Below are 14,418 nucleotides of genomic sequence, written 5' to 3' on the forward strand. Positions count from 1 at the left end.
CGGTCAGTCGGCCTCGCGCAATGCCTTCGCGATCTCGTCGTGGGTGAGGCGGCGGGAACCGACGTAGTAGAGAACGGCCCCCGCCGGCAGTTGGGTTTGCCAGCTTGGATTGACCAGCAGAACGTCGCCGGCGCGCGCCGCGAGCATCGTGGCGCCGTACCGCCGGCCGAGCGAGGTCTGGCAGTGGTCGACCAGCACCGAGCCCAGGGACTCCGGCAACCGCACCGAATAAGTGTCCGCGCCGCCGTGGGTCATCAGTTGCGTGTAGATCTCGGTGATGCCGGGATCCTTCAACTCCTCGGTGATCATGTGAGGGCTGTGCCACTGGACGCAACGCACGGCCTCGTTGACATAGCGCAGATGCCGGACCCTGCCGATGTCCCGCAATGCGACGACGAGATGGGCGCCCTCGGCGACGTGGTCGGCGGTGACCGCGACCGCCAGTGCCTCGTTGTCGTCTCGAGCGTCGACCAGCACGCTGTACGCCCGCTGCACGCCGGCCCGGCGGAGCACGCCATCGTCGGTCAGATCACCGCGCACGAACGTGACGTCGCGGTCGGACATCGGATGCACCGGCACGTCGTCCCAGGCGCACAGCACGATGCGACTTGACCGGTCGGCGATCAGCTCGTCCACCATTTCCTCGGTCCGTCCCGGCGTGTAGCCGAGCAGCACGATGTGGTCGGAGACCTCCACCGTGATGGCACCCTGCATCCTTCGTCCCTTCGCTTCTGCCAGCGCCGTCGACAGCCTGGCGAACACCGTCGTCAGCGTCGCGATACCGCCAACGATGACGTATACGCCGACGACGTGGCCCGCGGCCGACTTCGGATACAGGTCGCCGTAACCGACGGTCGCGGCGGTGACCACGAAATACCACCAGTAGTTGGCCGGCTCGACGATCACGCTGCCCGCGGGCTCCGCGAGCGTCATCAGGGGCCAGCTCGTCACGAACACGAGGCTGAAGACGAGAACCGGTGTCCACCATGTCCGCAGCACCGCGATTCGGGCCAGCAAGCGAGTCAGTACGATCGGCACGCTTCCTCCTGTACGGCACGCTGCGGTGCGACCACCCTAACCGGGGCAAACCACCGAAACAGCCTCTCTATGGCCCGGCCCGGCCAGGTGCTGAATTCTCCCAACATCTGAGTGTTCCGAGTATCTTGTTGTCCTGAGTCGAAGGGGAGGGGTCGCGATGGTCCGGTTGACTCGGGCACAGCAGCAGGAGCGCACGCGCGCGGCCGTGCTGGCCGCGGCGCGGGAGGAGTTCGCCGAGCACGGATATGTCGAGGCGAAGGTCGACCGGATCGCCGAGCGGGCCGAGCTGACCCGTGGCGCGGTGTACTCCAACTTCCCGAGCAAGCGCGCGCTCTATCTGGCGGTGCTGGTCGACATGGTCGAGCACACCGGCACCGGCCAGGTGCCGGTGTCGTCGCCTGGTCCGGCCGAGGCGCTGGGCGCGTTCGCCCGAGTCTGGCTCGAACGGCTGCCCCTGGGGAACGACACACGCGCGGGCGGCCACCTGCAACTGCGCTCGCTGGCCGGTGTGCTCGACGACGAACCGGCTCGCACCGCACTGGCGCACGTCACCCGGCTGGAGGCGCTGCTGCTCGCTTTGGCGCTCGAGTCGCGCGTACCGCCCCCTACCGGGCAGGTGCGGCGGGTGCGGCTGGCCGAGCTCGTCTTGACGTTGTTGAACGGCTCGGGCCACCTGGCCGATACGGCGCCCGGGTTCGGCGATCCCTTCGACGTGGCGCGCGCTTGCGAGCATCTGGCCGGGATCGACCTCGCCGACACCTGGCACCCGCCGCATCTGCCCTATGTCCCCCCGGCGCGACCCTGCCGGGACACGTGGGTTCCGCCGCCGGAGCTGCCGGATCAGATCACCGGTCGCCGGGTCGGGTTCGACGCCGACGGTGTGATCGCGGTTCTCGGGACCAGCCGGCTGGGTGCGGCCGAAGAGGTCGTCCGCGCCGCCGGCCCGGGAGACTCGGTCACCGTTGCCGTGGTGACGAGCGATCGAGCTGAGAACGGCCGCCTCGTGCGGCTCAGGATCAGCGACCTCACCGGGTGCCTACGGCGCGTGTTCGCACCGGACGCCTGGCCGCGCCTTCACCTCGTCCTCGACGACCACGCCCTTGTCGCCTCGGCCATCGGCGCATCGGGCGCCGACGATGCCACCGAGGCCGCGGTACGCGTCCAGGAGGGGCGGATCGTGGCCCGAGCCCACTGGCGAGGCGCCGCCCACGCCGCGGCGACCGCCGGTGCCTCGAACACCGCACGACCGCACGAGGCCGGAAGGTGACGCACGGCGCTCGACGTCCTGCCGGCGTCGAGACGCGGACCTCCTCGACGGGGGTCGGTGGTGCTCAGTGTCGCGGGATTCCCAGACTGGCGAGCAGGTCCTCATGAAGCTGGAACCACACGGTGTGGTAGGACTCGATGCCGTCCGTCACGTAGTCCAACGCACCGGACTTGGAGCGAGCGAGTGCGTGGGTGAGCCGGACGCGATACCGCTGGAATCGGAGCATCGCCGCGGACAGGTCCGCGCAGACGACATCGGCACGCTGGTCGAAGTCCGTGAGCCGGTCCAGAACCCGGGTGTCGTAGGCGCGGTCGGTGTGGTCATTCGGCCGCACGACTCCGTCGACGGATCGCATCTGCCATGCCGTGCAGAGGTCGAGCAATTCCGGGTTGAGTACGAGAAAGCCGTCGTACGCCTCGGCCACAGCGGTTCGGGTATCGGACGTTTCGAGCTCGTCGGCGATCCGCTCGGCGTCCACGGTGCGGCCGGCCTCGGTGAGACCCCACCCGCCGAAGTCACCCGCCACATGCGTGACAAGACCGGCCACGGCGAGATCGATGAGTTCCGATTCGATGTCGGACTCAGAGAGCCCCGATGCCGCCGCCACACGGGCGAGGCCCGCGAAACCGATGCAGCGAAGGGTATGGAGCACCAGCAGGTCGGTGCTGGTCCGGTGGGGCAGATCCGACACGGCCACATGCTACCGCGATGAGGTGGATTCACCCGCTCTCGGCGGAGGCCGAGGAAACGGCGGACATCCTCGGCGGCAAGGCGCACGGCCTCGTCGTTCTGCGACGTCTCGGCTTGCCGGTGCCCCCCGGATTCGTCATCAGCACCGAGGCATGTCGCGCCTTCCGGCGTGACGGGCGGCTTCCCGATGGCCTCGATATCGAGCTCGCGACCGCCATCGCCGATCTCGAAGCCGCCACCGGGCGGCGCTTCGGTGGACCCGAGAGGCCACTGGCGGTGTCCGTTCGCTCCGGCGGCACCGTGTCGATGCCCGGAATGATGAGCACGATCCTCAACCTCGGTCTCACCGCCGAGGCCGCCACCGGGTTGGCGGCTGAGACAGGGGACTCGCGGTTCGCGCTGGACTCACGGCTGCGGTTCTTGTCCAGTTTCGCCGATGCGATTCGAGGGGTCGAGGCCCTCACCCGGCAACGAGGCGGCGAGCCGATTCCGGACGACGCGACCCGGCAGTTGGAGCTGGCGGTCGCGGCCGTGTTCTCGTCATGGGACACACCGCGCGCGAAGACCTACCGCGAACTGCATGACATTCCGCACGACCTCGGCACGGCCGTGACCGTGCAGGCGATGGTGTTCGGGAACCGCGATGAGCACAGTGGCACCGGTGTCGCGTTCAGCCGCGACCCCAACACCGGTGAACATGTCCCGTTCGGCGAGGTCCTGTTCGGTCGCCAAGGCGAAGACGTCGTCTCCGGCGGATCGCCGACCCGCCCCCTGCGCGAACTGGCCGATCGAGAGCCGACGGTGTGGGTCGGCCTTCTGGAAGCCCTGGATCGGACCGAGCGGCACTACCGCGACGTGTGCCACCTGGAGTTCACGTTCGAGGCGGGCGAGCTGTCGGTCCTGCAGGTACGACCCGGCGGACTCATCGGACGTGCCGCCGTCCGCGTCGCGGTCGAACTCGCCGACGAAGGCGCGATCGGGCGCCGCGAGGCGCTGCTCAGGGTCTCTCCACAGGATCTCCAGCACGTCCGTACGCCCCGCATGGTCACGGCCGACGAGGCCGACATCCTCACCCGAGGGTTGGGCGCCTGTCCGGGTGTCGCGGTCGGCAGGGTGGCGACCACCGCCGACAGGGCAGCCCGGATGGCCGCTGAAGGTCCGGTCATCCTGGTGCGTCCACAGACCTCCCCACTCGACCTGCGTGGCCTGGCCGCCGCCGCGGGAGTCGTCACCGCCCGCGGCGGGCCGGCCAGCCACGCCGCCGTCGTCGCGCGAGCGATGGGCAGACCGGCCGTCGTGGGGGCCACGGACCTCACGGTCGACGTCCTCGGCGCCTCTGTGCGAGCCGGTGGGCGTACGGTCCCGGAAGGCACGCTCATCACCATCGACGGGACCGGCGGAGAGGTCGTCATCGGCAGCGCTCGCGTCGTAACGGCTGAGAACGACCCTCACCCGCACCGATTGCTCGAATGGGCCGACGAAGTGTCGGGCGGCGACCCGGATCGCGACGAGGCCGAACGCCTCAGCGCGGCCCATGCCGTCCTTCATGGCCAGGGAACCACACCCCGGCCGCCGAACTGATCAACGAACTCGTCGAGGCCGCCGCAGCGGCCGGCTCTGGGGCCGGTCTCAGCGGCCGGGCCAGTCGGGGGTGCGTTTCTCGTTGAAGGCGGCGATGCCCTCCTTGCGGTCGGCCGAGAAGGCCGCGGTGCGCCATGCGGCGTCCTCGATGTCGAGGGCGGCGGCCATGGGGACGTCCGCTCCGTTGCGCATGGCGCGCTTGGCGGCCCGTACGGCGACGGGTGAGTTCCCGGCCATCAGCGCCGCGACCGTGAGGGCCTCCTCGCGGACGCTGCCGGCGGGCACCTGGCGATCGACCAGGCCGTAGCGCACCGCCTCGTCGATGCCGAGCCGCCGTCCGGTCAGCACCAGATCGGCCGCCCGGCCCGGGCCCAGGCGGCGCACGGCCGACTGCGTGCCGCCACCGCCGGGGACCAGCCCGACGCTCACCTCGGGCAGGCCGAACACCGCGGACTCGTCCGCCACGATCAGATCGCACGAGAGCGCGAACTCGCATCCGCCGCCGAGGGCGTAACCGTGCACGGCGGCGACGGCCGGCTGGGGAAGGCCGAGGACGGCACCGAACGCCGCACGGAAGATCTCACGCTGACCCAGCAGCTCGGCGTCGGTCATGCCGGCCCGCTCCTTGAGGTCGGCTCCAACGCAGAAGGCCCGGTCGCCTGCGGCGCTCAGCACGACGGCTCGGACCCGTGGGTCACCGGCGACCTCGGCGCACACCGTGGCCAGCCGCCGGGCCATCGCGGTCGAGAGGGCGTTGAGCGCCTCCGCACGGTCCAGGACTATCTCGGCGACGTGGTCATGCCGGCGCAGGCTCACACCCTCGTTCATGAGGAGCACTCTAGACCGGGGTGATCAGTATCTGACGCGGCGTCTCAGCACGTACGGCTGGATGATGCCGAGGCCGCGGGCCGGCCGGCGGACGATCCGGGTGATCTCGAAGGCGCGGGAGTGCTCGAGCTCGGCGGCCAGCCCGTCATCGATCACGACCGCGCCGGGGCGGGCGATCGAGGTCAGCCTCGCCGCCAGGTTGACGGTGGTCCCGAAGACGTCGCCCATGAGCGGCAGGACGGGGCCGTACGCGACTCCCACCCGCACGTCGGGCACCTCGGTCTCATCCTTGATCGTCTCAGCGATGGACAGGGCGATCTCGGCGCCGGCCTGGGGCGAGTCGGCGCTGAAGAGCACCTCGTCGCCGAGGCTCTTCACCAGCCGGCCGCCGTTCGCGGCGACGACGTCGGAGGCGGTCTCCTCGAACCGTTCCACGACCCGGGCCAGTTCCATCTCACCGAGCTCGCGGCTCATCTGCGTGAACGACACCATGTCGGCGAACCCGATGGTGGCCTCGGTGCGAGCCGGTATCACGTCCCTGTCGTTGGCGGCCATGGCCATCGCACGGGTCCCGGCGGCCGCCAGCTGGCGGCGCCACGCGTGCACGATCAGCGGCTCGAAGTCGGCGATGTGCTTCTCGGCCAGCTCAATGATCTGCTCGACCGACTCGACGGTGGGCGGTTCCGCGGAGTCGCCGGTGAGCTTGCTGGTCAGTACATCGACCTGCCACTCGGCCAGCTTCGTCATGGTCTGCCCAACGGCCCGAACCATGCGGAGGACGTCCTCGTCATCGAGGACGTCCTCCTTCATCAGCCGCTGGATCCGGAGCAGCGCGGCGACGTCCCGTTCGGTGAACGCGACCGTGTCGTCGGCCATGTGGGGGTAGCCGAAGGCGCGCCACAGCCGGTGGGTGAACTCGCTCGACACACCGGTGATCCGCTGGACGTCGACACGCGTGTAGCGGAGCTCGCCGCCGAGCAGGAGCTCTTCGATCTGTCTGGAGTCCGGGCCCTGATCAGACATGTTTCATCCTTCGACCGGCAGGAGCGGCTAGCGGCCGTCCCTCACCCCGTCGGCCATGTCGTCGATGAGCCGGTAGATCTGCTGATGCCAGTTGTCGACGTCCGGGACGTTCTTGAGCACGAGCCGGCCGCGCTCGCCCCCGGACTCCACGGTCAGCGTGCCCTTGCCGAGCATCCGCTCGATCAGCCGCTGTGAGTGGGACGCGTCGTTGACCCGTCCGATGGGGATGGTCCGCACCGAGCGGGAGAGGATGCCCTCGCGGATCACCAGGCCCTGTTCCGTCAGTTCGTAGCGGGTGGCGAACCAGCGCAGGAACGGCACGACCGAGACGACGAGCGCGACGAGCACGGCCACGCCGACGATGCCGAGCCGCACCTGCCCCTCGACGTCCGAGTCGGGCACGAAGTAGATCGCGATGCCGGCCGCCACCACTGTGACGATCAGCAGGAAGATCGTTCGGATCAACGTCGTCCAGTGCGGGTGGTCGCTCAGGATGACCCGCTCGTCAGCCGTTGGCTGCTCAGGTAGCCCCATAGCGCATATCGTGGCAGAAACAACGTCCCGTAGGTGATCGACCGCACAAACGCTTCAGGTGCCGGGGCGCACGTGCACCACGTCACCGGCGCTGAGCGCCCGTTCACCGTCGGCGGTGCCGACCAGCAGGCGGCCCGCCGCGTCTATGTCGTGGGCCGTTCCGGTGGCCGTCTCGCCCGCCGGCAGGTCGACCCGCACCTTGCGGCCCAGTGTGCCGCACAGCGCGCGATACGTGCCCCGCAGGCCGCCGCGATCGCCGGCCGGGATCCCCGTCACGTCCGGATAGCCGCCGGGGCCGTCCGCATCGGGATCTCCGCCGACGGCCTGCCAGGCCGCGTACCAGCTCTCCAGCTCGCGCAGGATCGCCCTCAGCAGCGGCTCACGGTCGGTGAGGGCGGCGTTCTCCAGCGCCAGTGAGGTGGCCGTGCCCACCGGCAGCTCATGGGCCCGCAGGCTCACGTTGAGGCCCACGCCCATGATGACGGCATGATCGGCTCGCTCGGCGAGGATCCCGGCCAGCTTGCGTTCGCCGACCATGACGTCATTGGGCCATTTCAACCGGGCGTCGATCGCCTGCTCGCCGGTCGCCTCGCCGAAGTCCCCCGCCAGGGCGCGCGCGGTCATCCGGCGGACGGCCGACACGACCGCCACCCCGGTCAGCAGGGGCAGCCATCCCTGCCGCGCGACGGGCGTGGTGGGACGCAGCAGCACGGAGAAGGTCAGTGCGGATCGCGCCGGCGCCGCCCACTGCCGGCCCAGCCGGCCCCGGCCGGCCGTCTGCTCCTCCGCCACCATGACGGTGCCCTCGGCGGCACCTTGCTCGGCGGCTCTGGCGAGGTCGGCGTTGGTCGACCCGGTCTCCGGTACCACCTGGACGTCCTGCCACAGTGAGCCCGGCCGCACCAGGGCGCGGCGCAGGGCCTTCTCGCTCAGTGGCGGCCTGGTCAGGTCCCCGTACGGCGATGTGTTCACCCCCTCATCCAATCCCATCGGCGTCCGGTGCCGGCGGCGAGGTATCGCCAGGACCCGTTGTAGTTTTGTTTACCTTTATCGGGGATCATTGGGATATGGGTATCGATTCCGGACATGCCCCGACCACCGAGGACGTGCTCCCCGACAACCGATTTCTCGACCGCGAAGAGAGCTGGCTGAGGTTCAACGAGCGGGTGTTGCAGCTCGCCCAGGACCAGACCCAGCCACTGCTCGAACGGGTCCGGTTTCTTTCGATCTTCGCCAGCAACCTCGACGAGTTCTTCATGGTCCGTGTGGCCGGGCTGATCCGGCGCATGGCCACCGGCCTCGCCGTCCAGTCGGCCAGCGGCCGCCAGCCGTGGGAGTCGCTGGAGAGCACGACCCAGCTCGCGCACAAGCTGATGCTCGAGCACGCGGCCTGCTATCGAGATCAGATCTCCCCGGAGCTGGGTAAGCAGGGCATCGACGTGCTGCGATGGGACGATCTCGGCGACGATGAGCAGAAGAGCCTGCGGCGGCTCTTCCGCGAACGGATCTACCCGGTGCTCACCCCGCTCGCGGTCGACTCCGCACACCCGTTCCCGTACATCTCGGGTCTCTCCCTCAACCTCGCGGTGATCGTGGCCGACCCGGGCACCGGAGAGCGGCTGTTCGCCCGCGTGAAGGTGCCGCCGGTGCTTCCGCGCTTCATCGAGTCGGCGCCGGGCCGGTTCACCCCGCTCGAAGACGTGATCGCGGCTCAGCTCTCGGAGCTGTTCACCGGCATGGAGGTGCTGGAGTGCCACGCCTTCCGGGTCACCCGCAACGAGGACCTGGAAGTCGACGAGGACATCACCGAGGACCTGCTCCAGGCGCTGGAGCGCGAGCTGCTGCGCCGCAGGTTCGGGCCGGTGGTGCGGCTCGAGGTGGAGGACACCATCTCGCCCGAGGTACTCGACCTCCTGACGGCCGGGCTCGACATCGAGGAGCGCGAGGTCTACCGGGTACCGGGCCCGCTGGACCTGGCCGCCATGAACGCGATCGCCGACCATGACCGGCCCGAGCTGAAGTATCCGCCCTTCGTGACGTCGAAGACGGCGCTGCCGCGGGACGCCGACATGCTCTCGGCGCTCGAGGAACGCGACGTCCTCGTGCACCACCCGTACGACTCCTTCACCACGAGCGTCCAGCGGCTCATCGAGGTGGCGGCGAACGACCCGCAGGTGCTCGCGATCAAGCAGACGCTGTACCGCACCAGTGGCGACTCGCCGATCGTGGACGCGCTCATCGGCGCGGCCGAGGCGGGCAAGCAGGTGGTCGTCGTGGTCGAACTGAAGGCGCGCTTCGACGAGCATGCCAACATCAGCTGGGCGCGCAAGCTCGAGCACGCCGGCTGCCACGTCGTCTACGGGTTCGTCGGCCTCAAGACGCACTGCAAGCTGGCCCTGGTCGTACGGCAGGAGAACGGGCGGCTCCGGCGCTATTGCCACATCGGCACCGGCAACTACCACCCCAAGACCGCCCGGATCTATGAGGACTTCGGGCTGCTCACCGCGGATCCCGAGGTCGCCGAGGACGTCACCGACCTGTTCAACCACCTGACCGGGCACTCCAGGCAGATCCCGTACCGCCAGCTGCTGGTCGCCCCGCACACACTGCGCTCCGGACTGGTGCTGCGGATCGAGCGGGAGGCCGAGCATCACCTGGCCGGCCGGCCCGCCCACATCCGGTTCAAGTGCAACTCGCTGGTCGACGAGGTGATCATCGACGCGTTGTACCGCGCTTCGCGGGTCGGGGTCCCCATCGACATCTGGGTCCGCGGGATCTGCGCGCTGCGGCCCGGTGTGCCCGGGCTGTCGGAGACGATCCGGGTCCGGAGCATCCTCGGCAGGTTCCTTGAGCACTCCCGGGTGTTCGTGTTCGACTGCGGTGGTGATGCGGAGGTGTGGCTCGGCAGCGCCGACCTCATGCACCGCAACCTGGACCGGCGCGTGGAGGCGCTGGTACGGGTCAAGGATCGCCGGCATCGCGACCATCTGATCGAACTCCTCGACCGGGCGATGGACGAGGGCACCGCCAGCTGGTGGCTGGACGGCGACGGTGGCTGGACCCGGCGATCCGTCGATGGCGAAAAGCCGTTGCTGGACATCCAGCACCATCTGATGGGAACCCGCCGGTGAACCGGTCCGCCGGCCGTACGAAGTGTTCGAGCCCGTGGAGACGGCGATCACCGACGATCTGATCCGGGCCGCGGGGGCCGTGCTGTGGCGCGAAGGCGACGCGGGCGCGGAGGTCGCGCTGATCCATCGCCCGAAGTACGACGACTGGACCTTCCCGAAGGGCAAGCTCGACAAGGGCGAGCATGTCCTGCGCGCCGCCGTGCGCGAGGTGGCCGAGGAGACGGGCATCACGCCACGGCTCGGCCGCCCGCTGCCGCCGCAGTTCTACGAGGTCGCCGGCCGGCCCAAACAGGTCGACTACTGGGCCGCGACGGCCCGGGACGACCGCACGGGGACGTACCCGGGGGGCGGTCGGGGGTTCGTCCCGGGCGACGAGGTCGACCGGATCGAGTGGCTCGCGCCGGCCGAGGCGGAGGGGCGGCTGAGTCACCAGCGGGACGTCGAGCTGCTGCGGACCTTCGCCGCGGGGCCGTTCCGGACCACCGCAGTGATCGTCTTGCGGCACGCGTCGGCGGGCGAACGCCACGACTGGCGCGACCTCGACGCCCTGCGCCCTCTCGATCCCCGTGGCCGGGCCGACGCGCGCGAACTCGCCCACCTCCTGTCCGCGTACGAGCCGGTCCGATCGATCAGCTCCGCGACGGCACGGTGCGTGGACACGCTCATCCCGTACGCGCTGCTCGACCGGACCAGCGTGACCACCGACCTCGCCTTCACCATCGACCAGACCGACCTCGGCCGGGCCCGGGCCCGCATCGCCGAGATCGTCGCGGAACCGGTCCGCGCCGTCGTGTGCACGCACGGTGAGATCGCTCCCGCCCTGTTCGCCGAGATTTGCGCGGCGTACGGCGGTCGGACGGCGGGGGAGACCCCGGAGCGTACAGCCGAGGAGATCGGGGCGGACGCCGGGGAGCCGACGAGGCTGCGCAAGGGCGACTTCCAGGTCCTGCACTTGACCGTCGGCGAGACGGGCACGGCGACGGGGCTGGCCGCAGTCGAGCTGCACGGCCCGCACGGCCCGGGGGCCGACACCTGACGCGAGGGCGCCCGCCGGCCGCGGGACCGGCCGCGATCTTCACAGAGTCACCACATGTGCTTCGCGAAACGCCCGCACCGTGCTCTTAAGGTCATTCCCGTGACACGGCAACGCGTACTGGTGGTCGAGGACGAGCCCATGATCGCGCAGGCGGTCGCCGCGCGGCTGTCCGCCGAGGACTTCACGGTGGAGATCGCCGGTGACGGACCTGCGGCGGTCGAGCTGGCCCGCACGTTCCGGCCGGATCTCATCGTTCTCGACGTCATGCTGCCGGGGTTCGACGGGCTCGAGGTCTGCCGCCGGGTGCAGGCGGAGCGGCCGGTGCCCATCCTCATGCTGACCGCCCGCGACGACGAGACCGATCTGCTCGTCGGGCTCGGTGTGGGCGCCGACGACTACGTGACCAAGCCCTTCAGCATGCGGGAGCTCGTGGCGCGGGTGCGGGCGCTGCTGCGCAGGGTGGACCGCACGGTGCGATCGGCCGACGAGACCCTGCGTACCGGGCCACTGGAGATCGACCGGGCGGCCCGGCGGGTCCGGTGCGACGGTCGCGAGGTCCGGCTGACGCCGACGGAGTTCGACCTGCTCGACTGCCTGGCGCGCCACCCGAGGACAGTGCTCACCCGGGCGGTCCTGCTGGAACAGGTGTGGGACTGGGCCGACGCGTCGGGGACGCGGGTGGTCGACAGCCACATCAAGGCGCTACGCCGCAAGCTGGGAGCCGATGTCATCCGCACGGTGCACGGCGTCGGCTACTCCCTCGAGGTGACCGCGTGACCGCCGTCCACAGGCTGTGGAGCAAGGTGCCCCGTCCGCTCGACCCGCTGCGCTCGATCAAGATCAAGCTGGGTGCGGTCTCGATGGGCACCGCGGTCGTCGCCGTCCTCATCGTTCTCTGGGGCTACTACCTGGGGTTCCGCGCGCGTCACACGCTGCCGGTCGGGGTGCTGATCTCGCTCGGGGTCACCCAGCTGCTGGCGCACGGGATGACCGCGCCCCTGCGCGAGATGACCTCGGCGGCCCGCGCGATGGCACGGGGGGACTACAGCCGGCGGGTGCGGTCGACCTCCCGCGACGAGGTCGGCGAGCTGGCCCTGGCGTTCAACCGGATGGCGGCCGACCTGGCCGCCGTGGACCGGCAGCGCCGCGAGTTCGTCGCGAACGTCTCGCACGAGCTGCGCACGCCGATCAGCGCGCTGCGGGCTGTGCTGGAGAACGTGGCCGACGGGGTCACTCCCGCGACCCCCGAGGTGATCGAGTCCGCCCTGGGCCAGACCGAGCGGCTCGGCCGTCTGGTGACCCAGCTCCTCGACCTGTCCAGGGTGGACGCCGGCGCGGTCCCGCTGGACCTGATGCCGTTCAGTGCCGACCTCTTCGTCTCCGAGGTCGTCAGCGAGATCCGGGCCGGCCATCCGGAGGGGCGATTCGTCCTCGACGTGCCGTCGGGGCTCACCGTGGTGGCCGACCGCGACCGGCTCCACCAGGTGCTGGCCAATCTGCTCGACAACGCGGTTCGGCACAGCCCGCCCGGCGGTGTCGTGAGCGTCCTGGCCCGTCCGGCACAGGACGGCCGGCCCGACCACGGCCTGGTGCTCGAGGTCGCCGACGAGGGACCCGGCATCCCGCCCGCCGAGCGCGCTCGCGTGTTCGAGCGGTTCACCCGGGGCGTGACGGCGACCGCGCCGGACGGCGGGACGGGCCTCGGCCTGGCGATCGTCAAGTGGGTGGTGGAGCTGCACGGCGGCCGGATCGCCGTCGTGGACTCGCCGTACGGCTGCCGCATTCGCGTCCAGATTCCCGGAGGGACTTCATGACGGTGCACCTCGACCGGTCCGTCGACCGGCTGGATCGGGTCTTCGAGGAATGGCCGCCGCCACCTCGGCCCGCCTCGCTCCGGGTGCTGGTGAGCGCACTGCTCGCCGGTCTGACCGGAGCGATCGCGCTCGGCGACGTGTTCGGCGGCGGGCTCGGGATCAACATCGTGATCACAGCGGCGGCGGTGGCCCTCGCGGTGCTGCCCGCCGCCCGCGCCGCGGGCCGGGTGGACCTGGCGGGCGGCGCCCTGGCGCTGATGGCACTGTGCCTGGTGGGCATGGCGGCGGTACGGGACGCCGTGTGGATCACTGGGCTGTGCGTGGCGCTCGCGGTGCCGCTGGCCTCGTACGCGTTGGCCGGGGGACGGACCTGGACCCATCTGCTGACCGGCGGGCTGGCGCTGCCGTTCGCGGCGGGACGGATGCCGCCCTGGGCCGGCGCCGGGATCCGCGAGGCCGTCGGATCGAGCGGGCCGCGGGTGCGGCCGATCGCCCTCACCGCGCTGAGCGCCATCGGGCTGGTCGCCCTGTTCGGCGCGCTGTTCGCCGGCGCCGACGCGGCCTTCCGCGATCTTCTCGGACACCTCGTGCCATCGGTCACGTACGGAAGCGCCCTGTGGAGGACGCTGGCCTGCGTCGCGACCGCCGGCGTCGTCCTGGCGGCGGTGTTCCTGGTGCTCGCGCCTCCACCGGCGCCGGCCGCTCCGCCCGGCCGCCCCGTAACCCGGTGGGTCTGGGCGGTTCCCCTCCTGGCACTGAACCTGCTGTTCGTCGCCTTCGCGGCGGTGCAGGCCACCGTCGCGCTGGCCTCCGACAAGGACCGGCTGCTCCGCTCCACCGGACTCGGCTACGCGGAGTACGCGCGGCAGGGCTTCTTCCAGCTCGTTCTCGTGACCGTACTGGTCGTCGTGGTGGTCGCGGTCGCCGTCCGGCTCGCCCCGCGCGGCGACGCGGCCGACCGGGCCGTGGTCAGATCGCTGCTCGGTGCGCTGTGCGGGCTGACGCTCGTGGTGGTGGCGGTCGCCCTGCGCCGGCTGTATTTGTACGAGGAGGCCTACGGCTGGACGCGGCTGCGGCTGTGGGTGCACGCGTTCGAGCTGTGGCTCGGCCTGGTGATCGTGCTCATCGCCGCCGCCGGGATCAGGCTCAGGGCCACGTGGCTGCCGCGTGCCGTCGCGGCGAGCGGCGGCGCGGCGCTCATCGCGCTGGCCGCCCTGAATCCGGACGGCTTCATCGCCGAGCGCAACATCGCGCGGTACGAGCAGAGCGGCAAGATCGACATCGCGTACTTGCGCGGGCTCTCGGCCGACGCGGTGCCGGCCCTGCGCGGCCTGCCGGAGCCGCATCGTTCCTGCGTGCTCGGGCACTTCGCCGGCCGGCTCGAGGGTGAGGAGCACCGGCTGAGCGCGAACCTCGGCCGGCACCGGGCCCGCGCGATCGTGGCGCCGGTGCCCGTCGCGACCTGCCGGCTCTGAA

The 14,418-nt window shown here is 70.7% G+C and carries 13 protein-coding genes; 7 read left to right on the forward strand and 6 right to left on the reverse strand.

Annotated features, from left to right (window positions below; all coding sequences use genetic code 11):
* Positions 1–3: 3 nt before the first annotated feature.
* Complete coding sequence (locus HKK74_RS04280) at positions 4–1,038, reverse strand: ion channel (protein ID WP_187241713.1); 1,035 nt, start codon at positions 1,036–1,038, stop codon at positions 4–6.
* Between the two features lie 157 nt (positions 1,039–1,195).
* Between HKK74_RS04280 and HKK74_RS04285 the strand changes: the two genes are divergently transcribed.
* A complete protein-coding gene (locus HKK74_RS04285) occupies positions 1,196–2,305 on the forward strand; it encodes a TetR/AcrR family transcriptional regulator (protein ID WP_187241714.1) in 1,110 nt (369 codons plus the stop codon).
* A 64-nt stretch (positions 2,306–2,369) separates the two neighbouring features.
* Here the strand turns inward: HKK74_RS04285 and HKK74_RS04290 are convergent, their stop codons facing one another.
* On the reverse strand, positions 2,370–2,996 hold the full coding sequence (locus HKK74_RS04290; protein ID WP_312881233.1) for a transcriptional regulator: 627 nt from the start codon (positions 2,994–2,996) through the stop codon (positions 2,370–2,372).
* Between the two features lie 17 nt (positions 2,997–3,013).
* Between HKK74_RS04290 and HKK74_RS04295 the strand changes: the two genes are divergently transcribed.
* The gene (locus tag HKK74_RS04295; protein WP_187241715.1) at positions 3,014–4,576 is read left to right on the forward strand and encodes a pyruvate, phosphate dikinase; all 1,563 of its coding nucleotides are present in this window, start codon (positions 3,014–3,016) and stop codon (positions 4,574–4,576) included.
* A 48-nt stretch (positions 4,577–4,624) separates the two neighbouring features.
* Here the strand turns inward: HKK74_RS04295 and HKK74_RS04300 are convergent, their stop codons facing one another.
* From HKK74_RS04300 to HKK74_RS04315, 4 genes are read right to left on the reverse strand one after another with little or no spacing between them, the layout of a single operon-like run.
* Positions 4,625–5,404, reverse strand: a complete 780-nt coding sequence (locus tag HKK74_RS04300; RefSeq protein WP_187241716.1) for an enoyl-CoA hydratase/isomerase family protein — start codon at positions 5,402–5,404, stop codon at positions 4,625–4,627.
* Between the two features lie 24 nt (positions 5,405–5,428).
* On the reverse strand, positions 5,429–6,427 hold the full coding sequence (locus HKK74_RS04305) for an adenylate/guanylate cyclase domain-containing protein (protein ID WP_187241717.1): 999 nt from the start codon (positions 6,425–6,427) through the stop codon (positions 5,429–5,431).
* A 27-nt stretch (positions 6,428–6,454) separates the two neighbouring features.
* Positions 6,455–6,961 (reverse strand): PH domain-containing protein, encoded by a 507-nt coding sequence (locus HKK74_RS04310; RefSeq protein ID WP_187241718.1) that lies wholly within the window; start codon positions 6,959–6,961, stop codon positions 6,455–6,457.
* Between the two features lie 54 nt (positions 6,962–7,015).
* Positions 7,016–7,951 (reverse strand): biotin--[acetyl-CoA-carboxylase] ligase, encoded by a 936-nt coding sequence (locus HKK74_RS04315; protein ID WP_187241719.1) that lies wholly within the window; start codon positions 7,949–7,951, stop codon positions 7,016–7,018.
* 77 nt (positions 7,952–8,028) lie between these two features.
* Between HKK74_RS04315 and HKK74_RS04320 the strand changes: the two genes are divergently transcribed.
* The 5 genes from HKK74_RS04320 to HKK74_RS04340 all read left to right on the forward strand — a co-directional run bounded on the left by HKK74_RS04320 (position 8,029) and on the right by HKK74_RS04340 (position 14,417).
* Entirely contained in the window at positions 8,029–10,092 is a 2,064-nt protein-coding gene (locus HKK74_RS04320; RefSeq protein ID WP_222721847.1) for an RNA degradosome polyphosphate kinase, read from the forward strand.
* A gap of 34 nt (positions 10,093–10,126) precedes the next feature.
* Positions 10,127–11,128: an NUDIX domain-containing protein gene (locus HKK74_RS04325; protein WP_312881234.1), complete on the forward strand. Its 1,002-nt coding sequence runs from the start codon at positions 10,127–10,129 to the stop codon at positions 11,126–11,128.
* Positions 11,129–11,227: 99 nt separating this feature from the next.
* Positions 11,228–11,905 (forward strand): response regulator, encoded by a 678-nt coding sequence (locus tag HKK74_RS04330; RefSeq protein WP_312881235.1) that lies wholly within the window; start codon positions 11,228–11,230, stop codon positions 11,903–11,905.
* The gene (locus tag HKK74_RS04335; protein WP_312881236.1) at positions 11,902–12,942 is read left to right on the forward strand and encodes a HAMP domain-containing sensor histidine kinase; all 1,041 of its coding nucleotides are present in this window, start codon (positions 11,902–11,904) and stop codon (positions 12,940–12,942) included. Before HKK74_RS04330 ends, HKK74_RS04335 begins: the two co-directional genes overlap by 4 nt.
* Positions 12,939–14,417, forward strand: a complete 1,479-nt coding sequence (locus tag HKK74_RS04340; RefSeq protein WP_187241722.1) for a DUF4153 domain-containing protein — start codon at positions 12,939–12,941, stop codon at positions 14,415–14,417. Before HKK74_RS04335 ends, HKK74_RS04340 begins: the two co-directional genes overlap by 4 nt.
* Position 14,418: the final 1 nt, after the last annotated feature.

This window comes from Actinomadura alba, assembly GCF_014323705.1.
Taxonomy (GTDB): Bacteria; Actinomycetota; Actinomycetes; order Streptosporangiales; family Streptosporangiaceae; genus Actinomadura_C; species Actinomadura_C alba.